Raw genomic sequence first — 21,557 nt, 5'->3', positions numbered from 1 at the left:
TCCTCCCCTACGGGACCGGCCGCACACGTCATTCCGCGATCGGCAGCTCGGCGCCGTCGCGCAGGAACAGCGGGATGCGGTCCAGCGGCGCGTCCACCGTCACGGCCCGGCCGCCCTCGTACGTCCGTCCCGTCCACGCGTCGGTCCAGCGGGCGCCCGCCGGGAGGTACGTGGTGCGGGCCGTGGCGCCCGCCGTCAGCACCGGCGCCACCAGCAGGTCGGGGCCGAAGAGGTAGGCGTCGTCGACCCCCCAGCACGCCTGGTCGGCGGGGAACTCCAGGAACAGCGGCCGCATCACCGGCAGCCCCTCCTCGTGCGCCGCCCGCATGACCTCCATGACGTACGGCCGCAGCCGCTCGCGCAGACGCAGGTACCGCTCCAGGATCGCCCCCGCCTCCTCCCCATACGACCAGACCTCGTTGGGGCCGCCCGTCATGTCCGGGCCGAGCGGCATACCGGGGTCGCGGAAGCCGTGCAGGCGCATCAGCGGCGAGAAGGCGCCGAACTGGAACCAGCGGACCATGACTTCGCGGTACGCGGGGTCCTCCGGGTCGCCGCCGTGGAAGCCGCCGATGTCGGTGTTCCACCAGGGGATGCCGGACAGCGCGGTGTTCAGGCCCGCCGCGATCTGGCGGCGCAGGGTCGGGAAGTCGGTGCCGATGTCGCCGGACCACAGGGCGGCGCCGTAGCGCTGGCTGCCCGCCCACGCCGACCGGTTCAGGGTGACGATCTCGGTTTCCCCGGCCGCCGTCAGCCCCTCGTGGAAGGCGCGGGAGTTCTCCGCGGGATAGAGGTTGCCGACCTCCAGACCGGGGCCCGCCCAGTAGCGCAGGTTCTCCTGGAAGCCGGGCTTCAGCTCCGGCTCGCAGGCGTCCAGCCAGAAGGCCGTGATGCCGTACGGCTCCAGGTAGTTCGCCCTGATCCTGGACCACACGAAGTCGCGGGCCCCGGGGTTGGTGGCGTCGTAGAAGGCGACCTGGACGGTGGAGGCGACCTCCTTGTCCGGCCAGTCGGCGTGCGCGGTCGGACCGTACTGGGTGCCGATGAACCAGCCGCGCTGCTCCAGCACCGGGTGGTTCTCGGAGAGCGGGGAGACCGACGGCCAGACACTGACGACCAGCTTCACGCCCATCTCGTCCAGTTCCCGGACCATCGCCGCCGGGTCCGGCCACTCCTTCGGGTCGAACGTCCAGTCGCCCAGGTGCGTCCAGTGGAAGAAGTCGCAGACGATCGCGGACAGGGGCAGGCCCCGGCGCTTGTACTCCCGGGCCACGGAGAGGAGTTCGTCCTGGGTGCGGTAGCGCAGCTTGCACTGCCAGAACCCGGCCGCCCACTCCGGCAGCATCGGCGTGCGGCCGGTCACCGCGCTGTAGCGGCGCTGACCGTCGGCCGGGTCGCCCGCGCAGATCCAGTAGTCGATCTGCCGGGCCGAGTCGGCCACCCAGCGCGTGCCGTTGTGGGCCAGCTCCACCCGGCCGATCGCCGGGTTGTTCCACAGCAGGGTGTAGCCGCGGCTGGAGACCAGCACCGGGACGCAGACCTCGGCGTTGCGCTGGACGAGGTCCAGGACCAGGCCCTTCTGGTCCAGGCGTCCGTGCTGGTGCTGGCCGAGGCCGTACAGCTTCTCGTCGTCGTAGGCGGCGAAGCGCTGCTCCAGGCGGTGGTAGCCGTTGCCCACCGCCGTGTACAGCCGGGGTCCCGGCCACCAGAAGTGGGCGCGCTCCTCGGCGAGCAGTTCCCCGCCGTCTCCGGTGCGCACGAAGCGGATCATGCCCTCGGCGTCGATGTGGACGGTGAGCGCGCCGACGGTGAGCTGCCCCCGGCCGTCCTCGATCTTGACGGTCGACGAGGTCGCCGGGGCCTCGTCGAGCAGCGCGCCCGGCAGGTCCTCCAGCACCGGCCCGCCGAGCCGGGTCCGTACCCGCACCGCGTCCGGGCCCCACGGTTCCACGCGCACCGTCTCCTGGCGGCCGCTCCACTCCAGCGCGCCGTCGCGCTCGCGGAACGTGCCGACGGTGGGGGAGGACTGCGCCAGGCTGACCTTCACAGGGGTTTCGGCAGGCAGATTCACGAGGCGTACTCCTGAACGATGGCAGGGGGAAGCCGCCCCCAGGGGGCAAGGGGCGTCAGGGGCAGGTGCGGGTCAGGAAGCGGCCGGTCCCGAGCTCGCCCGGACCGTCAGTTCGGGAGCGAGGAGCACGACCTCGTCCGCGCCCCGCCCGTCCAGCTTGGCGACGAGGTGCTCCACGGCGCGCCGGCCCATCTCCTGGGCCGGGATGGAGACGGAGGTCAGCCGTACGGACGCCTGGACGGCGACCTGGTCGGGGCAGATCGCGACCACGGAGACGTCCTCCGGCACCGCGCGGCCCTGCTGGCGCAGCAGGGCGAGCAGCGGCTCCACGGCCGACTCGTTCTGCACCACGAACCCGGTGGTGCCGGGGCGCTCGTCGAAGACCCGCGCGAGGGTCACGGCCATGGCGTCGTAGCCGCCCTCGCAGGGCCGGTGCAGCAGCCGTACGTCCGTCTCCCGGGCACGTGAGCGCAGCCCGTCGAGCGTCCGCTCGGCGAAACCGGTGTGCCGTTCGTAGACCGCGGGCGCCTCGCCGATGACCGCGACATCCCGGTGGCCGAGCCCCGCCAGGTGCTCCACGCACAGCGCGCCGGTTGCCCGGAAGTCGAGGTCGACGCAGGTCAGCCCGGTGGTGTCGGCGGGCAGCCCGATCAGTACGGAGGGCTGGGCGGCCTCCCTGAGCAGCGGCAGGCGTTCGTCGTCGAGTTCGACGTCCATCAGGATCATGGCGTCCGCGAGCCCGCTGCCGGTGACCCGGCGCACCGCGTCCGGGCCCTCCTCGCCGGTGAGCAGCAGGACGTCGTAGCCGTGGGTGCGCGCGGTGGTGGCCACCGCGATGGCGATCTCCATCATCACCGGCACGTACATGTCGGTGCGCAGCGGGACCATCAGCGCGATGATGTTGGAGCGGCTGCTGGCCAGCGCCCGCGCGCCCGCGTTCGGGTGGTAGCCCAGCTCGCGGATGGACTGTTCGACCCGCTGCCGGGTGGTCGCGGAGATGGACCGCTTGCCGCTGAGGACATAGCTCACCGTGCTCGCCGAGACTCCGGCGTGCTGGGCGACCTCGGCGAGGGTGACCATCCGGCTTCTCCCAGTTGTGTGAAGCGCTTCGACAGTGCGCACGATGAATAGGGGCGGGTGAGGGTGGTTCGACAGTAGCCGCACGGAGGGTGGGTGTCCATAGGCTGTCGAAGCGCTTCGACAACCAAATCAAGGCCGACATCGGCCGAACGGCCGCACGCGGGGTGGTCACCTCGCCGCGAATCGGGTACATACGATCGAGTAGCACCGGTCGGTAACTCTATGTCCGCACGACCGGTCTCACGATCTGTCAGAGATCCCTATTCGCGGCGAGGTGAGCCTCATGTCCGCACCAACGACCAAGCCCACAGTGACTGAGCGTGAAGCGCGCCAAGTGGCCGAGGCGGCCCGTGAGCAGGACTGGCGCAAGCCGAGCTTCGCCAAGGAACTGTTCCTCGGGCGCTTCCGGCTCGACCTCATCCACCCGCACCCCATGCCGACCGACGAGGCCACCCAGCGCGGCGAGGAGTTCCTCGCCAAACTGCGCGACTTCCTGGAGACCAAGGTCGACGGCGCCCTGATCGAACGCGAGGCCCGCATCCCCGACGAGGTCATCACCGGCCTCAAGGAGATCGGCGCCCTCGGCATGAAGATCGACACCAAGTACGGCGGCCTCGGCCTCGGCCAGGTGTACTACAACAAGGCCCTCGCCCTGGCCGGCTCCGCCTCGCCCGCCATCGGCGTGCTGCTCTCCGCCCACCAGTCGATCGGCGTGCCCCAGCCGCTGAAGCTGTTCGGCACCCCCGAGCAGAAGGAACGGTTCCTGCCGCGCTGCGCCCGGACCGACATCTCCGCCTTCCTGCTCACCGAGCCGGACGTCGGCTCCGACCCGGCCCGGCTCGCCGCCTCCGCCGTGCCCGACGGGGACGACTACATCCTCGACGGGGTGAAGCTGTGGACCACCAACGGCGTGGTCGCCGACCTCCTCGTCGTCATGGCCCGGGTGCCGAAGTCCGAGGGCCACAAGGGCGGCATCACCGCCTTCGTCGTCGAGACCAACTCGCCGGGCATCACCGTCGAGAACCGCAACGCCTTCATGGGCCTGCGCGGCATCGAGAACGGCGTCACCCGCTTCCACCAGGTCCGGGTCCCCGCCGCCAACCGCATCGGCCCCGAGGGCGCCGGCCTGAAGATTGCCCTCACCACCCTGAACACCGGGCGGCTGTCCCTGCCCGCGTCCTGCGTCGCGGCCGGCAAGTGGTGCCTGAAGATCGCCCGCGAGTGGTCGGCGGCCCGTGAGCAGTGGGGCAAGCCCGTCGCCCACCACGAGGCGGTCGGCGCCAAGATCTCCTTCATCGCGGCCACCACCTTCGCCCTGGAGGCCGTCACCGACCTCGCCTCCCAGATGGCCGACGAGGACCGCAACGACATCCGGATCGAAGGCGCCCTCGCCAAGCTCTACGCCTCCGAGATGGGCTGGCTGATGGCCGACGAGCTGGTCCAGATCCGCGGCGGACGCGGCTTCGAGACCGCCGACTCGCTCCGGGCCCGCGGCGAGCGCGGCGTCCCCGCCGAGCAGATGCTGCGCGACCTGCGCATCAACCGGATCTTCGAGGGCTCCACGGAGATCATGCACCTGCTCATCGCGCGCGAGGCCGTCGACGCCCACCTCTCCGTCGCCGGGGACCTCATCGACCCCGACAAGTCCCTCCAGCAGAAGGCGAAGGCGGGCGCGGGCGCGGGCGTCTTCTACGCCAAGTGGCTGCCGAAGCTGGTCGCGGGCCAGGGCCAGCTGCCCTACGCGTACGGCGACTTCAAGCACGAGGTCGACCTGGCCACCCACCTGCGCTACGTCGAACGCACCTCCCGCAAGCTGGCCCGCTCCACCTTCTACGCCATGTCCCGCTGGCAGGGCCGGATGGAGACCAAGCAGGGCTTCCTGGGCCGGATCGTCGACATCGGCGCCGAACTGTTCGCCATGAGCGCCGTCTGCGTCCGCGCCGAGCACCTGCGCGCCCAGGGCGAGCACGGCCGGGAGGCGTACCAGCTCGCCGACGCCTTCTGCCGCCAGTCCCGGCTGCGGATCGAGGAACTCTTCGGCCGCCTGTGGCACAACACCGACGACCTGGACCGCACGGTGGTCAAGGGCGTGATGTCGGGCACGTACGAGTGGCTGGAGGACGGCATCGTCGACCCCTCCACCGACGGCCCGTGGATCGCGGACGCGACCCCCGGCCCCAGCGAACGGGAGAACGTCCACCGCGAGATCCGCTGACGGCGTGACGGACCGGGCGCTCCCCCCTCGGCCCCCCGTGAGGGGGGAGCGCCTGCCCGGCGAGCAGGATGTCCGCGCACACGGCCCCGATGAGGGGGCTGCCCGGAGTTCCCCGCCTCTGGGAGCCCGCATGACCTCCTTCTGTGAGGGAGGCCGTCCTGCGGGCCTGCCGTACGAGCGGGGCGTCGGCGGCTGTCGGCCTCGGGCGGGGCCCGTCGTGCGAGCGGGGTGTCCGCGCCAACCGCCCCCGGCCAGGGGGAGTGCCCTGCGCGCCGCGCGAGCCGGGCACCGGTGGCTTCCGCCCCCCCCGTGAGGGGGACCGCTCTGTCCTTCCCACCCCCGGTTCCGGCCACAATGGGGGAATGAGCGACTCTCCAGCCCCACGAGGGCGCGGGCCGGAAGCCCCGTCTGCCCCGCGACGCCATGCACGCACTCTCGACGCACCGGGCGCTGACCCAAGTACATCCAGTACGAGGGTCAACGCCCGGCACGCCGAGAGCACGCGCCTGACGCCGCAGGGCCCGCCCTCCGGGCGGACGACGGGGCTTCCGGCCCGCGCCCTCGCCGACCCGCACCTGGTCTACGACCCCCTCGCGGGCGACGGTCCCAAGGACGTGGTGATCCTCGGCTCCACCGGGTCGATCGGCACGCAGGCCATCGACCTCGTGCTGCGCAACCCCGACCGGTTCCGGGTCACCGCGCTCTCCGCCCACGGCGGGCGCGTCGCCCTCCTCGCCGAGCAGGCCCACCGCCTGCGGGTGAACACGGTCGCGGTCGCCCGCGAGGACGTCGTACCGGAGCTGCGCGAAGCGCTGCGCGAGCACTACGGCCCGGGCGAGCCGCTCCCCGAGATCCTCGCCGGGCCCGAGGCGGCCACGCAGGTCGCCGCCTCCGACTGCCACACCGTCCTCAACGGCATCACCGGCTCCATCGGCCTCGCCCCCACCCTCGCCGCTCTGGAGGCGGGCCGCACCCTCGCGCTCGCCAACAAGGAGTCGCTCATCGTCGGCGGCCCGCTGGTCAAGGCGCTCGCCAAGCCCGGTCAGATCATCCCGGTCGACTCCGAGCACGCCGCCCTCTTCCAGGCCCTGGCCTCCGGCAACCGCGCGGACGTCCGCAAGCTCGTCGTCACCGCCTCCGGCGGCCCCTTCCGCGGCCGTACCAAGGAAGAGCTGGCGCACGTCACCGTCGAGGACGCCCTCGCCCACCCCACCTGGGCCATGGGCCCGGTGATCACGATCAACTCCGCGACCCTCGTCAACAAGGGGCTGGAGGTCATCGAGGCGCACCTGCTCTACGACATTCCCTTCGACCGCATTGAGGTCGTCGTGCACCCCCAGTCGTATGTTCACTCGATGGTGGAGTTCACGGACGGATCGACGATCGCGCAGGCGACGCCCCCCGACATGCGGGGGCCCATCGCCATCGGCCTCGGCTGGCCCGAGCGCGTCCCGGACGCGGCGCCCGCGTTCGACTGGAGCACGGCCTCGACGTGGGAGTTCTTCCCGCTCGACAACGAGGCGTTCCCGTCGGTGAACCTCGCCCGCCACGTCGGTGAGCTCGCGGGTACGGCCCCGGCGGTGTTCAATGCCGCCAACGAGGAGTGCGTGGAGGCCTTCCGGTCCGGCGCGCTGCCGTTCAACGGGATCATGGATACCGTCACACGGGTGGTCCAGGAACACGGAACCCCGGCCACGGGAACCTCTCTCACCGTCGCGGACGTCCTCGAAGCGGAGACCTGGGCGCGGACCCGGGCCCGGGAACTGGCGGCACAGACGGCGGAGGCCCGTGCATGACGACCCTGATGTTCATCCTCGGCATAGTGGTCTTCGCCGTCGGACTGCTGTTCTCGATCGCGTGGCACGAGCTGGGGCACCTGTCCACCGCCAAGCTCTTCGGCATCCGCGTGCCGCAGTACATGGTCGGCTTCGGCCCGACCCTGTGGTCGCGCAAGAAGGGCGAGACGGAGTACGGCATCAAGGCCGTCCCGTTCGGTGGCTACATCCGGATGATCGGCATGTTCCCGCCCGGCCCCGACGGACGCCTGGAGGCCCGCTCCACCTCGCCGTGGCGCGGCATGATCGAGGACGCCCGCGAGGCCGCGTTCGAGGAACTCAAGCCGGGTGACGAGACCCGCCTGTTCTACACGCGCAAGCCGTGGAAGCGGGTCATCGTGATGTTCGCGGGCCCGTTCATGAACCTGGTGCTGGCCATCGGCCTGTTCCTCACGGTGCTGATGGGCTTCGGCATCTCCCAGCAGACCACCACCGTCAGCTCGGTCTCCAAGTGCGTCATCGCCCAGAGCGAGAACCGCGACACGTGCAAGAAGTCCGACGCGGCCTCCCCGGCCGCCGCCGCGGGCCTGAAGGCCGGCGACCGGATCGTCGCCTTCGACGGCGTGCGCACCGACGACTGGAACCAGCTCTCCGACCTGATCCGCGCCAACCCCGGCGAGAAGGTCGACATCATCGTCGCGCGGGACGGCAAGGAGGTCCCGCTCACCGCGACGATCGCCACCAACCAGGTCGCCAAGAAGGACTCCAGCGGCCAGATCGTCGAGGGCGAGTACGTCGAGGCGGGCTTCCTCGGCTTCAGCGCCGCCACCGGCATCGTCAAGCAGGACTTCGGCGAGTCCGTGACGTGGATGGGCGACCGGGTCGGCGACGCCGTCGACTCCCTCGCCGCGCTGCCCGGCAAGATCCCCGCCCTGTGGGACGCGACCTTCGGCGACGGCGAGCGCGAGGCCGACTCCCCGATGGGCGTGGTCGGCGCGGCCCGGGTGGGCGGCGAGATCTTCACCCTGGACATCCCGGCCAGCCAGCAGCTCGCCATGGCCGTCATGCTGGTCGCGGGCTTCAACCTCTCCCTGTTCCTGTTCAACATGCTCCCGCTGCTGCCGCTGGACGGCGGCCACATCGCGGGCGCGCTGTGGGAGTCGCTGCGCCGCAACACCGCGAAGGTGCTGCGCCGGCCGGACCCGGGTCCGTTCGACGTGGCGAAGCTGATGCCGGTGGCGTACGTGGTGGCCGGGATCTTCGTCTGCTTCACGCTGCTGGTACTGATCGCCGACGTGGTGAACCCGGTACGCATCTCGTAGCGATGAACGGCCGGGAACGCCGCGGTTCCCGGCCGTCCACCATTGAGTGGGTTTGCCGCCGGGATGTGCTCCAGGCCAGGCCCGTACCGTAATCTCGAACCCTGGAGCCCGCCGCTGACGGGACCGGACCTTGATCCACGACTTGGGGTTGCACAGCAGATGACTGCGATTTCTCTCGGCATGCCGTCCGTTCCGACCAGGGTTGCCGAGCGTCGGAAGAGCCGGCAGATCCAGGTGGGCACGGTCGCGGTGGGCGGCGACGCCCCGGTCTCCGTGCAGTCGATGACCACGACCCGTACGTCCGACATCGGCGCGACCCTCCAGCAGATCGCCGAGCTGACCGCGTCCGGCTGCCAGATCGTCCGCGTGGCCTGCCCCACCCAGGACGACGCCGACGCCCTCGCGACCATCGCCAAGAAGTCCCAGATCCCGGTCATCGCCGACATCCACTTCCAGCCGAAGTACGTCTTCGCCGCGATCGAGGCGGGCTGCGCGGCGGTCCGGGTGAACCCCGGCAACATCAAGCAGTTCGACGACAAGGTCAAGGAGATCGCGCGGGCCGCGAAGGACCACGGCACCCCGATCCGCATCGGCGTCAACGCCGGTTCGCTGGACAGGCGCCTGCTCCAGAAGTACGGCAAGGCCACGCCGGAGGCCCTGGTGGAGTCGGCGCTGTGGGAGGCGTCCCTCTTCGAGGAGCACGACTTCCGGGACATCAAGATCTCGGTGAAGCACAACGACCCGGTCGTCATGATCGAGGCGTACAAGCAGCTCGCCGCCCAGTGCGACTACCCGCTGCACCTCGGTGTGACGGAGGCGGGCCCGGCGTTCCAGGGCACCATCAAGTCGGCGGTCGCCTTCGGCGCCCTGCTCTCCCAGGGCATCGGCGACACGATCCGCGTCTCCCTCTCGGCCCCGCCCGCCGAGGAGGTCAAGGTCGGCATCCAGATCCTGGAGTCCCTGAACCTCAAGCAGCGCGGCCTGGAGATCGTCTCCTGCCCCTCCTGCGGCCGCGCCCAGGTCGACGTCTACAAGCTGGCCGAGGAGGTCACCGCGGGCCTGACCGGCATGGAGGTCCCCCTCCGCGTCGCCGTCATGGGCTGCGTGGTCAATGGCCCCGGCGAGGCCCGCGAGGCCGACCTCGGCGTCGCCTCCGGCAACGGCAAGGGCCAGATCTTCGTCAAGGGCGAGGTCATCAAGACGGTCCCGGAGTCCAAGATCGTCGAGACCCTCATCGAGGAGGCCATGAAGCTGGCCGAACAGATGACGGACGAGGGCACCCCGTCGGGCGAGCCGACGGTGTCGGTGGCGGGCTGACGGGGCCGAATTCCCGGGGCGAGTGGCCGCGCAGATCGGCCACTCCCAGCCCGTCCGGCGTTTGAGGACGAGGCCCTTTCGGGGCCGACGGGGGTCCGGGGCGTAGCCCCCGGAGGAGACCCGCAGGTGACTGCACGGGCCGGCCACTTCCAGCCCGTCCGGCGTTTGAGGACGAGGCCCGTTCAGGGCCGATGCGGGGGTCTAAGGGCGGAGCCCCAGGCACCCAGGGCAGCATGGACGTGCCGCATGCCGAAAGCACTGGCACACCGCGAGGCACGTCTCAGCTTCCGCAGGTACAGTGCGGAGATCAGCCCCCTGACCCGTGAGGCCCGCCCGTGTTGACGCAGACCACAACCCGGGTCCTCGAACCGAGCGACCTGGACGCGGCGCTCGCCGTCCTGGACCGCGAACCCGTCGCGAACGCCTTCGTCGCCTCCCGCGTCCAGGTCGCGGGCCTGGACCCCTGGCGTCTCGGCGGCGAGATGTGGGGCTGGTACGAGGACGGCATGCTGACCGCCCTCTGCTACGCGGGCGCCAACCTCGTCCCGATCTGCGCCACCCCCCGCGCCGTCCGCGCCTTCGCCGACCGCGCCCGTCGCGCCGGCCGCCGCTGCTCCTCGATCGTCGGCCCCGCCGAACCCACCGCCCAGCTGTGGCGGCTGCTCGAACCCAACTGGGGCCCCGCCCGTGACGTCCGCGCCCACCAGCCGCTGATGGTCACCGACCGCATGCCCGAGACGGTCACCCCCGACCCGTACGTCCGCCGGATCCGCAAGGACGAGATGGACACGATCATGCCGGCCTGCGTGGCGATGTTCACCGAGGAGGTCGGCGTCTCCCCGCTGGCAGGCGACGGCGGACTGCTCTACCAGGCCCGCGTCGCCGAACTCGTCGGGTCCGGCCGCTCCTTCGCCCGCCTCGACGACCGCGGCAAGGTCGTCTTCAAGGCGGAGATCGGCGCCGCCACCGACCGCGCCTGCCAGATCCAGGGCGTCTGGGTCGCCCCTGAGTACCGCGGCCGCGGCATCGCCGCCCCCGCGATGGCGGCGGTCCTGCGCTACGCCCTCGCGGACGTGGCCCCGGTGGTGAGCCTGTACGTCAACGACTTCAACACCGCCGCCCGCCGCACGTACCGCCGCGTCGGCTTCGAAGAGGTCGGCGCATTCATGAGCGTCCTCTTTTAGCTCCCTGTACCCTCCCCGCATGGACCTCGTGATCGGCCCCCTGGATCTGTCGGCCCACGTGGACGAGGCCCTGGCCGTCCAAGCCGTAGCCTTCGGACTCGGCGCGGACGAGGTCGCCGTACGCCGTCAGATCGTCCTGCGCCACATGACCTTCCCCGGCGCCCGCGCCCTCGGCGCCACCGTGCGGGGACGCCTCGTCGGGTTCGTCTACGGCATGCCCAACGACCGCGCCCACTGGTGGTCCACCGTCGTCGAGCCGTACCTGCGCGCCCGCGGCACCGACTTCTGGCTCGACGACTCCTTCGTCATCACCGAGCTGCACGTCCACCCCGACCACCAGAACCGCGGTATCGGCCGCACCCTGATCACCACGATCACCGACTCCGCCGGCGAACCCCGCTCCATCCTCTCCGCGATCGACACCGACAGCCCCGCCCGCGGCCTCTACCACTCCCTCGGCTACCAGGACCTCGCCCGCCAGGTCCTCTTCCCCAGTGCCCCCCGCCCGTACGCCGTCATGGGCGCCCCGCTGCCGCTGCGCCGTCGCTAACCGATTTCCGCCCCCGCGCACCACCCGGATAACCTCCTGCCATCACCTTCACGCAGCAGGAGTACGACACCCATGGCGAACGCACCGGTCCAGCGCATGTCCCAGTTGATGGCGAAGACGCTGCGCGACGACCCGGCGGACGCCGAGGTCCTCAGCCACAAGCTCCTCGTCCGCGCGGGCTACGTACGCCGCACCGCGGCCGGGATCTGGTCCTGGCTGCCCCTCGGCAAGCGGGTCCTGGCCAACGTCGAGCGCATCGTGCGCGAGGAGATGGACGCCATCGGCGCCCAGGAAGTGCTCCTGCCCGCGCTGCTGCCGCGCGAGCCGTACGACGCGACGGGCCGCTGGGACGAGTACGGCCAGGAGCTGTTCCGCCTGAAGGACCGCAAGGGCGGCGACTACCTGCTCGGCCCCACCCACGAGGAGATCTTCACCCTGCTGGTGAAGGACCAGGCGTCCTCCTACAAGGACCTGCCGGTCATCCTCTACCAGATCCAGCACAAGTACCGTGACGAGGCCCGTCCGCGGGCCGGCATCCTGCGCGGCCGCGAGTTCCTGATGAAGGACTCCTACTCCTTCGACACCGAGGACGAGGGCCTGGCGAAGTCCTACGCCCTGCACCGCGAGGCCTACCGCCGGATCTTCGAGCGCCTCGGCCTGGACTACCGCATCTGCGCCGCCACCGCCGGCGCCATGGGCGGCTCGAAGTCGGAGGAGTTCCTCGCCCCCGCCGAGGCCGGCGAGGACACCTTCGCCGACTGCCCGAACTGCGACTTCGCGGCGAACACCGAGGCGATCACCTACGAGCTGAAGCCGGTGGAGGCCGCCGATGTGCCCGCGGCCGAGGAGATCCCCACCCCGGACACCCCGACCATCGAGACCCTCGCCGCCCACCTCGGCGTCCCGGCCTCCGCCACCCTGAAGAACCTCCTGGTCAAGGTCGACGGCGAGATCGTCGCCGTCGGTGTCCCCGGCGACCGCGAGGTCGACCTGGACAAGGTCGAGGCCCACTTCGCCCCGGCGGTCGTGGAGATGGTCACCGAGGCCGACTTCGCCGAGCGCGCCGACCTGGTCCGCGGCTATGTCGGCCCGCAGGGCCTGGAGAAGGTGAAGTACCTCGCCGACCCGCGCGTCGCCCCCGGCACCTCCTGGATCACCGGTGCGAACAAGGAGGGCACGCACGCCAAGAACGTCGTCGCGGGCCGCGACTTCGAGGTCGACGAGTACGTCGACGTGGTCGTCGTGCAGGAGGGCGACCCCTGCCCGAGCTGCGGCACCGGTCTGAAGCTGGACCGCGCCATCGAGATCGGCCACATCTTCCAGCTCGGCCGCAAGTACGCCGACGCCCTCAAGCTCGACGTCCTCGGCCAGAACGGCAAGCCGGTCCGCGTCACCATGGGCTCCTACGGCATCGGCGTCTCCCGCGCGGTGGCAGCCCTCGCCGAGCAGACCGCCGACGACAAGGGCCTGTGCTGGCCGGACGAGGTCGCCCCGGCCGACGTCCACGTGGTCGCCGCGGGCAAGGCACTGCAGACCGAACTCGCCCTGGAGGTCTCCGAGAAGCTCGCCGCGAAGGGCCTGCGGGTCCTGTGCGACGACCGTGCCGGGGTCTCGCCGGGCGTGAAGTTCACCGACTCCGAGCTGATCGGCGTCCCGCGCATCCTGGTGGCCGGCCGCCGCTCCGGTGAGGGCGTGGTGGAGCTGAAGGACCGCCGCACCGGTGAGCGCGAGGAGCTGACGGTGGACGAGGCGATCGCGAAGCTGACCGCTTAGTACGTGTCGAGCCGTAGGGCCGCTCCCGCTCGGGTGGGAGCGGCCCTACGGGTTTGCGGGAGGCTCAGCCGGCCTCGGCCGCGGGGCAGCGGAGTAAGAGTTCCTCGGGCAGCTCCACCCGCATGCCGCAGAAGCAGCGCAGCTGCCCACAGCGCGCGGTGGGGGCGCCCAGGTCGATGATCAGGATGTCCCGCAACTCCCGGAGAACATCACGTACGGGGGCGTCCGAAGCGACGCGGATCCTGACTTCGTCCGGGTCCCAGACGGCAAGCCCCGTCAGGCCCTCGGTCAGGGCAATGTGGATGCACACAACTGTCTCCCCAGGGATGCACTGCAGCATGAGTGATCCGCTCCGGGAGGTCAGCGGCTGACTGATGGTACCGATGACTCTGGGCCCTGTGGGGCGTTTCGGCATATTCGCCGATTGATCTCAGACGATACGACTGACCTGGAGCATGGCCTCGGCGTCCTTGAGCAGCGCCCGCTGGCGTGACTCCGGCAATTGCCGGTACAGCTTCAGGAGCCGGGCCTCGCGCTCGTCCTCGCTCGGCCCCGGTACGGGCCGGCCGGCGGCCTCGAAGAACTCCTTCGGCGTCGTGCGCACGCCCCAGCGCCGGAACACCTCGACCATGGCCCGCAGCTTCTCCGGGTCGATGCGTGAGGTGCCGCGGGTGCGGTTCATCCAGGCGTTGAGCGTGGGATAGGAGATGCCGGCCTCGATCGCGAGGTCCTTCTGGGTCCTGCCGGGGGCCTGGGCCAACAGGCGGGCGAGCAGCCCTGCCAGGTCCTCGACCCGGCGCTGTGGATCGTGGCCTGGTTCGGGGTCTCCTGGGCGGCTCTGCGGGTTCGTCACGATCCGAGGATCGGCCATCAATATCTACAAGCGCAAGTAGATCGCAGATTGGCGCGGTGGTACCGGGGGAGCGCGTGGAGGCACCGCCGCCCGGGAGTGCCACCGCGCGCGCCCCGGCCCCTCCCGGGCGGGTGAAACACCCTCAACTCTCACCCTGCGTACGTGCCTTGACACTATATGCATCTACGTGAAGACTGTGGATCGCTTCGGAACGCGGGTCACGGCTCCTGGCGTGGGGCCGCTGGCGTGCGCTTCAGGAATCTACATCTACATGAATATTGAAGATCGATGATGTGACGGGAGAACCGATCGTGTCCCCACCGCCCACCCTCACCACCGCCCCGGCCGGCCCGGAACCCGAACTGATCGCCCGCGCCCGCGGCGGTGACCGGGAGGCGTTCGCCGCCCTCTACTACGAGCACTACCGCCATGTGTACGGCTTCCTGCTCGTCCGCACCCGCAACAGACATCTCGCGGAGGACCTCACCCAGGAGGCCTTCATCCGGGCCCTGCGACGCATCGACAACTACACCTGGCAGGGCAGGGCCTTCTCCGCCTGGCTGACCACCATCGCCAAGAACCTCTACCTCGACGAAGTCGCCTGCGGCCGCACCCGGTTGGAGACCCCGGTCGCCGAGTTCGACGAGCCGCGGCTCACGCAGCACGACACGGAGTCCCTCGTCCTGCGCGAACTGGAGGCCGTCGAGGCCCACGAGACGGTCCGCAGCGCCCTGCACAGCCTCAACGCGCTCCAACGGCACTGCGTGGAACTGCGCTTCCTCGACGAACTCACCCCCCAGGAGACGGCCCTCGCCCTGGGCCGCAGCGTCGGCGCGGTCAAGACGCTGACGTACCGGGCCCTCAGGAAACTGCGCTGGACGACGGAGGCGGTGTCCGCATGAACAGCAACCTCCCGCACGCCGCGGGCGTGATCCGTACGGTCCTGGAGTCCGTACCGCCCGAACAGGCGACCGCCGTCGCCCAGGCGCTCGACTCCGCGCGGCTGCTGGTCGACCCCGAGCGCACCTTCGGCGCGGTGCTGCACCGGACGTCCGACGGCCGCTGGTCCCGGGCCCGGCACGCGGCCACCGATCTGGAGCGGCAGGCGCTGGACTGGGACGCCGCCTGCGCCCGGGCCCGTTCCGTCGCCGCCGTCATCGAGCAGCGGCTGACCGAACACCCGGGGCCCTCCGGCGTCCGCGTGGACGGGGACCGGGTACGGGTCGTGCTCCGTGTCGACGGCCCGCACCAATGGGCCGACTGGCGGGCCTACTTGGGCATCACCGAGGTCAGGCACGGCGACCGCCCCCACACCGTCGTCGGCGAGGGGGAGCGCGGCGGTGTCCGGGTGGCCGTCCTGGCGCGGGCGGTCGAGGCACCGCCGTTCGCCCGGTCCGCCCCGCCCGAGCGTCTCTTCCGGCTCGGCACCACCACCTACGACCTGGCGGTCCCGCAGCGCGACGCGCACGGGGAGGTCTGGTACTTCCAGGGCTGGCGCAGCCACGACGGCATGCCCCTGATGTCGGTGGACGGCCGCCCCGAACGCTGCTCCCTCGCCAACGTGGCGACCCACCTGGGCCCGCTGACGCCGGTCCCGCAGCACGAGGACCCCGCCCCCGCCCCCACACCGCTCCCCGCCCTGCCCGCCCCGTCCAAACCACCGGCCACCCCGGTGTGCAGCCCGGCCGGGCCCGCCGGATGAACCGCGGTACACCGGCCAACCCGGTCATGCCGGAGCAGGGGTCCCGTGTCTGGGAGGCGCGCGCGGCGTGCCGGGAGTGGGACGCGGAGCTGTGGTTCACGGACCGGTACTGGGCCGCCGCCGTGGCGATCTGCGCCGCCTGTCCGGTGCTCGACGCCTGCCGGGACGCCGTGCTGCGCCGGGAGCGCGGCCTGCCCCGCTGCCGCCGCCAGGGTGTCGTCGCCGGACTGACCGGGGCCCAGCGCCACGAACTGGAGCGCCGGGCGCAGCAGTTACCGCCCCGCGCGCCCGCCGCGGACGGCAATGGGGCCGTGCCGCCGCGGGACCGGGCCGCCCCCTGCGGCACCCGGGCCGCCTACCAGCGGCACCTGCGCCGCGGCGAGCCCGTCGACGAGGCGTGCCGCGCCGCCAACGCCCGGAGCGCGAGCAGCTACCGCCGTACCGGCTCCACCCGCGACCGACGAGGAGCACCCGGCCCCGCACCACCGCCGGACCGGAACACCCCCGCCGTCCACCGCCACCGGAGTACGACATGCCCTCGCCGCCGGCCCGTCTGGCCGCCGCACTGCGCCGGTTCCTCCGGCTCCGCGCCCGCGACCGACTCGCGCTGGACCTGGATACCTGCCGGCAGGAACGCGACCGCTGGCGCCACAACGCCGACTCCTACGAACAGGAGCTGACCGGTGTCCGCCTCGAACGCGCGCACCTGCTCGCCTGGCTGGCGGCACTGCACCCGTCCAGCGCTGTTCTCACCGAGCGGGACGCGGACGGGGGGCCGGTGCTGTCGCTCCGTGCCGGGGAGCACACGCTGTTCTGGTCGCTCGCACCCGCCGAGCTGCCCTTGTTCGCGCATGTGCCGTACGCGGCGCCCGCACCACGGGAAGAAGCGCACGACCGCGCGGCACGCATCCGTGAGCACACGCGCCTGCTGGCGGTCGAGGACATGCTGACCTGCGCCGAACGGCAGCAACACCCGTACTGACCAGCCCAAAGCCCCGGTCGGCAGGCTCGGGAGGCACGTCGGCCGGACCCCCCACGCCCCCCTGCGAGGCTCCCCGCAGGGGGGCGTGGCACACGGGTCGCCCCAGGCCGTGTCCGTAAGTCCCGCCCGCCGCCCGGCACGCTCCCCCCGGTGCTCCGCGCCGGGGGGAGCCCCACTCACCGCAGGCCGGCCACCCGCGTACAACCAGTACGCGGGCGCCCGCCCGGCACGCCGAGAGCACGCACCGGACGCGCCGCTGAGCCCGCACTCCGGGCGGACGACGCGACTTTGCGGCCCCGGCCTACAGCCAGCCCGCGAACTCCAGCAGCAGTTCGGCGTCCTTCTCCCGGCCGACCCGCAGTGCCCGTACGCCGGACTCCACGGCCCGGAAGAGCGTCCAGCCGCGCAGGCGGTCCTGGTCCACGTCGAGGGACTCGGCGAGGCGCTTGATGCGCCGTCTGGTGGTGGCCGAACCGGAGGGGGAGGCGATCAGGTCCTCGACCCGGTCCCGGACCAGCCGGGCCAGGTCGAACGCGCACTCGCCGACCACCGGGTCCGGTCCCACGGCCAGCCACGGCGTCCGCTCCCCGGCCAGCACCTTGCTCTGCCGGAACGTGCCGTGCAGCAGCCGGTGCTCCGGGGGCGCCGCCAGCAGTTCCTCGCGGGCGGCGAGCGCGGCGTCCACCAGCACCGCCACCTGCGGCTCCGAGGCCGCCGTCACCCGCATCGCCTCCGCCTGACGGCCGGTCCGCTCGGCCACCGTCTCGAACGCGTGGTCGCCCGGCGGCACCACCCACAGCCTGCGCAGCGTGCCCGCGGCCTCCAGCAGCGCCTTCGCCTCCGGCAGGGACCGCACCGAGACATCGGGGTGCAGCCGCTCCAGCAGCAGCACCCCTTCCGTGGTGAACGGCTCCAGCAGCTGTACGGCGCCCAGGCCGTTCCAGTGCGCCAGCGCCGCCCGCTCGCTCTCCGGCCGGGCCCGCGGCGGCGCCAGCTTCAGCACCGCCGGGGTGCCGTCGGCGCGCCGCACCAGCACCACCAGGCTGCTGCGCCCGCCCGGCACCTGGACCCGCTCGACCGTCAACTCGCGTAGTGCCACGGCCTGCCGGGCCGTCTCCGGCAGCTTCTCCAGCCAGCCGTCGGCGCCCGGTGCCGTCTCACCGAGCGCCCTGACCAGACGCCGCGGCGGTTCGAAAGCCATACGCGAGAGTTTCCCTTCCAGTACAGGTCACGCCGTGGGCGTCGCTGTCACCGAGCCGGTGCCCGCGTGCTCGGCGAGCCCAGGGAAGGCTACGCTCTCGCCGCGCCAGCGCACCGCCCGCACCGCCGCCTCCCGCAGCGCCTCCGCCGCCGTACGCCGCCGCTTCCCGGTGGAGGCGCGCACCAGATCGGAGTAGACCCCGGCCACCCGGTCCTCCACCTCGGCGGCCAGGCGCACCGCGGCCGGGGAGTCCGGCACCGCGAACGGCAGGGAGTACCCGGGCTCCGCCGCCACCGGCTCCCCTTCCAGGTCAAGCACCTCGCGCAGCAGCGCGTCCCGGCGCGCCCGATGGGCGTCGTAGGCGCTGCGGGCCTCGTCCCGGCGGCCCTCGCGGATCCGGCCGCCGACGACGCCGTAGGCCCAGACGGCAGCGTGCTCGGCGGCCAGCGCCGCCTGGAGGGCCGTCAGCTCTCCCGCCTTGCTCTCGCTCACGCCTCACCCTCCGTCAGCAGGTACACGTGCGCCGCCCCGGCCGCCGCGACCGAGGCCAGCAGCCGGGCCAGCTCGCCAGGGACCGCCGTCAGCGTCTCGGTCCGGGCGTCGGCGAGGGCCCGTTCGGCCGCGGCGAGCTCCGCCAGCGCCGCCTTCTCGTCGGTGGGCACGACCGGTGGGGCCGCCGACGCCGACCGCGACGGGGCCGGCTTCGACGGCGCCGGGCTCTTCCTCCCCGTACCGCCGAAGGCCGCCACGTGCCGGACCACCTCCGCGCGCAGCGGGCGCAGCCGCTCGGCCAGCGGGGGATGCGCGGCGATCACCGCGTCGTAGCGCACCAGCAGATCCGCGCTGTCCCGGGCCGCACGCGTGCGTGCCCGGTCGGCGGCCGACGGACTGCCGCCCGTGCCGCCGGTGTCCGGGGCGGACGAGCAGCCCGCGAGCAGGACCGCGCCGGCGGCCGAGAGGAACAGGCTCCTTCTGCGCGGCCCCGAGGGCGGGCGCGACGGTGGGGGAAACGGCACGGCTGACGTCCTCGGTGCTCGAACGGCGGGGGAGGGCTGTGCGCCCGTGATCACCGTACCCGTGGACCCGTCCGGGGCCACCCACCGGCACCCGCGTCCTTGCTGATGGACGGCAACACACCCCGGGACCGGATACCCTTTGATCCAGACACGCGACCCATCCCACAACAGCACACGCGGCCGAGGAGTCACCCGGATGAGCACCACCCAGAGCGAGAGGCTGCGAGAACTTCTGGAACCGCTCGTCACCTCACAGGGGCTCGATCTCGAAGAGATCGCCGTGGACTCCGTCGGACGCAAGCGAGTGCTGCGTGTCGTCGTCGACTCCGATTCCGGTGCCGACCTGGACCAGATCGCCGATGTGAGCCGCGCGCTCTCGGCGAAGCTCGACGAGACCAATGTGATGGGCGATGCCGCCTACGACCTCGAAGTGGGCACCCCCGGCGCCGAGCGCGAGCTCACGGAGCACCGGCACTACGTGCGTGCCGTCGACCGCCTGGTGAAGTTCCAGCTCACCGAGGGCGGCGACCTGGTGGCCCGGATCCTGACCGTGGACGACGAGGGCGTGGACCTCGAAGTCCCCGGTGTGAAGGGCCGCAGGGCCACCAGCCGCAGACTCGCCTTCGCCGACATCGCCAAGGCGCGGGTCCAGGTCGAGTTCAACCGCAAGGACAAGAAGGACATGAAGGAAGAGGAGGAGGCGTAGCCGTGGACATCGACATGAGTGCCCTGCGGGGCTTGGTTCGGGAGAAGGAGATCTCCTTCGACCTGCTGGTCGAGGCGATCGAATCGGCCCTCCTCATCGCCTACCACCGCACCGAGGGAAGCCGCCGACACGCGCGCGTGGAGCTCAACCGGGAGACCGGGCATGTGACCGTGTGGGCGAAGGAGGACCCCGAGGACCTCGAAGAGGGCCAGGAGCCCCGCGAGTTCGACGACACCCCGTCGGGATTCGGCCGTATCGCCGCCACCACCGCCAAGCAGGTCATCCTGCAGCGGCTGCGCGACGCCGAGGACGACGCCACGCTCGGCGAGTACGCCGGGCGCGAGGGCGACATCGTCACCGGCGTGGTCCAGCAGGGCCGCGACCCGAAGAACGTGCTCGTGGACATCGGCAAGCTGGAGGCCATCCTGCCGGTGCAGGAGCAGGTGCCCGGCGAGACCTACCCGCACGGCATGCGGCTGCGCAGTTACGTCGTCCGGGTGGCCAAGGGCGTCCGCGGCCCCTCCGTCACCCTCTCGCGCACGCACCCCAATCTGGTGAAGAAGCTCTTCGCCCTGGAGGTGCCGGAGATCGCCGACGGCTCCGTCGAGATCGCCGCCATCGCACGTGAGGCCGGTCACCGTACGAAGATCGCGGTCCGTTCCACCCGTTCGGGCCTGAACGCCAAGGGTGCCTGCATCGGCCCGATGGGCGGCCGGGTGCGCAATGTCATGGGCGAGCTCAACGGCGAGAAGATCGACATCGTCGACTGGTCGGACGACCCGGCCGAGATGGTGGCGAACGCGCTCTCCCCGGCCCGGGTCTCCAAGGTGGAGATCGTGGACCTCGCGGCCCGTTCCGCGCGGGTGACGGTGCCCGACTACCAGCTGTCCCTGGCCATCGGCAAGGAAGGGCAGAATGCCCGACTTGCGGCCCGGCTCACCGGCTGGCGGATCGACATCCGCCCGGACACCGAGCAGCCCGGGGAATAGATCCACGCCGCGAGGCGCTTAGATCACGCCGTGTTGTCGCGCGGCAACTGTTCGATTCTTGCCCCAAAGGGGTGAGGTCGGCACAGGGAGGTAGACTTAGCAGTGTCTGGCCGGACGCGAGCCCCAGCCTGCCCCGAGCGCACCTGCGTGGGGTGCCGGGAGCGAGCGGCCAAGAAGGACTTGCTGCGGATCGTGGCGATCAAGGACGAGTGCGTCCCGGATCATCGCGGTACGCTGCCCGGCCGGGGTGCATATGTGCACCCCGCCCTGGTCTGTCTCGACCTGGCGGTACGCCGTCGGGCGTTCCCACGGGCGTTGCGCGCCCCGGGACCGCTCGACACCACGGCGTTGCGCCACTACGTCGAGCAGGCAACACCGTAAGAAGCGTCGCGCGGAACCCCGCGCGGCCCTGGTACCTCGCGAGTCGGAAGTAGGTCGAGATTGCGATGAGCACTCGATGAGTACGCGATGAGTACGCCCATGAAGTAGCGACGGTCCGGCCGCAACCCGGACCTAAAAGGAGCGAAGTGGCTAAGGTCCGGGTATACGAACTCGCCAAGGAGTTCGGTGTGGAGAGCAAGGTCGTCATGGCCAAGCTCCAGGAACTCGGTGAATTCGTCCGTTCGGCGTCTTCGACCATCGAAGCGCCTGTAGTCCGCAAACTGACGGACGCCCTCCAGCAGGGCAATGGTGGCGGCAAGCCCGCCCCGCCCGCAAGGCTGCCCCGGCGAAGCCGGCAGCCCCCTCTCCCGCGCAGGCCGCCCGTCCGGCTGCCCCGCGCCCGGCGGCTCCCAGGCCGCCCGCTGCCGAGAAGCCCGCGG

21 protein-coding genes and 1 pseudogene are annotated in these 21,557 nt (G+C 71.7%); 15 read left to right on the top strand and 7 right to left on the bottom strand.

Going from position 1 to position 21,557, the window contains the following annotated elements:
* Positions 1 to 28 precede the first annotated feature (28 nt).
* On the bottom strand, positions 29 to 2,071 hold the full coding sequence (locus GA0115233_RS06025) for a glycoside hydrolase family 31 protein (protein ID WP_093719027.1): 2,043 nt from the start codon (positions 2,069 to 2,071) through the stop codon (positions 29 to 31).
* Positions 2,072 to 2,143: 72 nt separating this feature from the next.
* Positions 2,144 to 3,151 (bottom strand): LacI family DNA-binding transcriptional regulator, encoded by a 1,008-nt coding sequence (locus GA0115233_RS06020; protein ID WP_093719026.1) that lies wholly within the window; start codon positions 3,149 to 3,151, stop codon positions 2,144 to 2,146.
* A gap of 283 nt (positions 3,152 to 3,434) precedes the next feature.
* On the opposite strand from GA0115233_RS06020, the gene GA0115233_RS06015 reads away from it, so the two are divergent.
* The 7 genes from GA0115233_RS06015 to GA0115233_RS05985 all read left to right on the top strand — a co-directional run bounded on the left by GA0115233_RS06015 (position 3,435) and on the right by GA0115233_RS05985 (position 13,287).
* On the top strand, positions 3,435 to 5,366 hold the full coding sequence (locus GA0115233_RS06015) for an acyl-CoA dehydrogenase family protein (protein ID WP_093719025.1): 1,932 nt from the start codon (positions 3,435 to 3,437) through the stop codon (positions 5,364 to 5,366).
* 362 nt (positions 5,367 to 5,728) lie between these two features.
* A complete protein-coding gene (gene dxr, locus GA0115233_RS06010; RefSeq protein WP_255310061.1) occupies positions 5,729 to 7,162 on the top strand; it encodes a 1-deoxy-D-xylulose-5-phosphate reductoisomerase in 1,434 nt (477 codons plus the stop codon).
* An 8-nt stretch (positions 7,163 to 7,170) separates the two neighbouring features.
* Positions 7,171 to 8,463, top strand: coding sequence for a M50 family metallopeptidase (locus GA0115233_RS06005; RefSeq protein WP_093719129.1), 1,293 nt, complete (start codon positions 7,171 to 7,173; stop codon positions 8,461 to 8,463).
* 159 nt (positions 8,464 to 8,622) lie between these two features.
* On the top strand, positions 8,623 to 9,780 hold the full coding sequence (gene ispG, locus GA0115233_RS06000; protein WP_093719024.1) for a flavodoxin-dependent (E)-4-hydroxy-3-methylbut-2-enyl-diphosphate synthase: 1,158 nt from the start codon (positions 8,623 to 8,625) through the stop codon (positions 9,778 to 9,780).
* Between the two features lie 335 nt (positions 9,781 to 10,115).
* Entirely contained in the window at positions 10,116 to 10,964 is an 849-nt protein-coding gene (locus tag GA0115233_RS05995; protein WP_093719023.1) for a GNAT family N-acetyltransferase, read from the top strand.
* A gap of 19 nt (positions 10,965 to 10,983) precedes the next feature.
* Positions 10,984 to 11,514 carry a GNAT family N-acetyltransferase gene (locus GA0115233_RS05990; protein ID WP_093719022.1) on the top strand — a complete coding sequence of 177 codons (531 nt, stop codon included), beginning with the start codon at positions 10,984 to 10,986 and terminating at the stop codon, positions 11,512 to 11,514.
* A 72-nt stretch (positions 11,515 to 11,586) separates the two neighbouring features.
* Positions 11,587 to 13,287 carry a proline--tRNA ligase gene (locus tag GA0115233_RS05985; RefSeq protein WP_093719021.1) on the top strand — a complete coding sequence of 567 codons (1,701 nt, stop codon included), beginning with the start codon at positions 11,587 to 11,589 and terminating at the stop codon, positions 13,285 to 13,287.
* Positions 13,288 to 13,351: 64 nt separating this feature from the next.
* Here the strand turns inward: GA0115233_RS05985 and GA0115233_RS05980 are convergent, their stop codons facing one another.
* Positions 13,352 to 13,597, bottom strand: a complete 246-nt coding sequence (locus tag GA0115233_RS05980) for a hypothetical protein (RefSeq protein ID WP_093719128.1) — start codon at positions 13,595 to 13,597, stop codon at positions 13,352 to 13,354.
* A gap of 120 nt (positions 13,598 to 13,717) precedes the next feature.
* Complete coding sequence (locus GA0115233_RS05975) at positions 13,718 to 14,140, bottom strand: helix-turn-helix domain-containing protein (protein ID WP_093719127.1); 423 nt, start codon at positions 14,138 to 14,140, stop codon at positions 13,718 to 13,720.
* Between the two features lie 311 nt (positions 14,141 to 14,451).
* Here GA0115233_RS05975 and GA0115233_RS05970 point away from each other — a divergent pair, with 311 nt between their 5' ends.
* The 4 genes from GA0115233_RS05970 to GA0115233_RS05955 are packed head-to-tail and all read left to right on the top strand — an operon-like array spanning position 14,452 to position 16,824.
* Positions 14,452 to 15,042, top strand: coding sequence for an RNA polymerase sigma factor (locus GA0115233_RS05970; protein ID WP_093719126.1), 591 nt, complete (start codon positions 14,452 to 14,454; stop codon positions 15,040 to 15,042).
* A complete protein-coding gene (locus GA0115233_RS05965) occupies positions 15,039 to 15,842 on the top strand; it encodes a BN159_2729 family protein (protein ID WP_176711654.1) in 804 nt (267 codons plus the stop codon). Before GA0115233_RS05970 ends, GA0115233_RS05965 begins: the two co-directional genes overlap by 4 nt.
* Positions 15,839 to 16,522, top strand: coding sequence for a WhiB family transcriptional regulator (locus GA0115233_RS42310; RefSeq protein ID WP_141689476.1), 684 nt, complete (start codon positions 15,839 to 15,841; stop codon positions 16,520 to 16,522). Before GA0115233_RS05965 ends, GA0115233_RS42310 begins: the two co-directional genes overlap by 4 nt.
* A complete protein-coding gene (locus GA0115233_RS05955) occupies positions 16,408 to 16,824 on the top strand; it encodes a hypothetical protein (RefSeq protein ID WP_354432400.1) in 417 nt (138 codons plus the stop codon). The genes GA0115233_RS42310 and GA0115233_RS05955 overlap by 115 nt, the downstream gene beginning before the upstream one ends.
* A gap of 301 nt (positions 16,825 to 17,125) precedes the next feature.
* Here the strand turns inward: GA0115233_RS05955 and GA0115233_RS05950 are convergent, their stop codons facing one another.
* From GA0115233_RS05950 to GA0115233_RS05940, 3 genes are read right to left on the bottom strand one after another with little or no spacing between them, the layout of a single operon-like run.
* Positions 17,126 to 18,025, bottom strand: coding sequence for an aminoglycoside phosphotransferase family protein (locus GA0115233_RS05950; RefSeq protein WP_093719018.1), 900 nt, complete (start codon positions 18,023 to 18,025; stop codon positions 17,126 to 17,128).
* Positions 18,026 to 18,052: 27 nt separating this feature from the next.
* Positions 18,053 to 18,517 (bottom strand): ferritin-like domain-containing protein, encoded by a 465-nt coding sequence (locus GA0115233_RS05945; RefSeq protein WP_093719017.1) that lies wholly within the window; start codon positions 18,515 to 18,517, stop codon positions 18,053 to 18,055.
* Positions 18,514 to 19,041 carry a hypothetical protein gene (locus GA0115233_RS05940; protein WP_093719016.1) on the bottom strand — a complete coding sequence of 176 codons (528 nt, stop codon included), beginning with the start codon at positions 19,039 to 19,041 and terminating at the stop codon, positions 18,514 to 18,516. Before GA0115233_RS05940 ends, GA0115233_RS05945 begins: the two co-directional genes overlap by 4 nt.
* A 196-nt stretch (positions 19,042 to 19,237) precedes the next feature.
* Between GA0115233_RS05940 and rimP the strand changes: the two genes are divergently transcribed.
* The 4 genes and pseudogenes from rimP to GA0115233_RS05920 form a co-directional block, all read left to right on the top strand.
* Entirely contained in the window at positions 19,238 to 19,747 is a 510-nt protein-coding gene (gene rimP, locus GA0115233_RS05935) for a ribosome maturation factor RimP (protein WP_093719015.1), read from the top strand.
* A 2-nt stretch (positions 19,748 to 19,749) separates the two neighbouring features.
* Positions 19,750 to 20,736: a transcription termination factor NusA gene (gene nusA, locus GA0115233_RS05930; RefSeq protein WP_093719014.1), complete on the top strand. Its 987-nt coding sequence runs from the start codon at positions 19,750 to 19,752 to the stop codon at positions 20,734 to 20,736.
* A 102-nt stretch (positions 20,737 to 20,838) separates the two neighbouring features.
* Positions 20,839 to 21,117: a YlxR family protein gene (locus GA0115233_RS05925; RefSeq protein WP_093719013.1), complete on the top strand. Its 279-nt coding sequence runs from the start codon at positions 20,839 to 20,841 to the stop codon at positions 21,115 to 21,117.
* A 146-nt stretch (positions 21,118 to 21,263) separates the two neighbouring features.
* A pseudogene (locus GA0115233_RS05920) lies at positions 21,264 to 21,557 on the top strand (translation initiation factor IF-2 N-terminal domain-containing protein); the annotation flags it as partial.

The organism is Streptomyces sp. DI166 (assembly GCF_900091315.1).
GTDB classification, from domain to species: domain Bacteria; phylum Actinomycetota; class Actinomycetes; order Streptomycetales; family Streptomycetaceae; genus Streptomyces; species Streptomyces fuscus.
Note: the sequence above shows the minus strand (reverse complement) of the source record. Positions and strands in the feature narration are given on the sequence as shown.

Bases quoted from the DNA above. Each gene is read 5' to 3' on its own strand.
- dxr (WP_255310061.1), top strand. From the start codon at position 5,729: ATGAGCGACTCTCCAGCCCCACGAGGGCGCGGGCCGGAAGCCCCGTCT.
- GA0115233_RS05965 (WP_176711654.1), top strand. From the start codon at position 15,039: ATGAACAGCAACCTCCCGCACGCCGCGGGCGTGATCCGTACGGTCCTG.
- ispG (WP_093719024.1), top strand. From the start codon at position 8,623: ATGACTGCGATTTCTCTCGGCATGCCGTCCGTTCCGACCAGGGTTGCC.
- rimP (WP_093719015.1), top strand. From the start codon at position 19,238: ATGAGCACCACCCAGAGCGAGAGGCTGCGAGAACTTCTGGAACCGCTC.
- GA0115233_RS05985 (WP_093719021.1), top strand. From the start codon at position 11,587: ATGGCGAACGCACCGGTCCAGCGCATGTCCCAGTTGATGGCGAAGACG.
- GA0115233_RS05990 (WP_093719022.1), top strand. From the start codon at position 10,984: ATGGACCTCGTGATCGGCCCCCTGGATCTGTCGGCCCACGTGGACGAG.
- GA0115233_RS06020 (WP_093719026.1), bottom strand. From the start codon at position 3,151: ATGGTCACCCTCGCCGAGGTCGCCCAGCACGCCGGAGTCTCGGCGAGC.
- GA0115233_RS42310 (WP_141689476.1), top strand. From the start codon at position 15,839: ATGAACCGCGGTACACCGGCCAACCCGGTCATGCCGGAGCAGGGGTCC.
- GA0115233_RS06005 (WP_093719129.1), top strand. From the start codon at position 7,171: ATGTTCATCCTCGGCATAGTGGTCTTCGCCGTCGGACTGCTGTTCTCG.
- GA0115233_RS05950 (WP_093719018.1), bottom strand. From the start codon at position 18,025: ATGGCTTTCGAACCGCCGCGGCGTCTGGTCAGGGCGCTCGGTGAGACG.
- GA0115233_RS06015 (WP_093719025.1), top strand. From the start codon at position 3,435: ATGTCCGCACCAACGACCAAGCCCACAGTGACTGAGCGTGAAGCGCGC.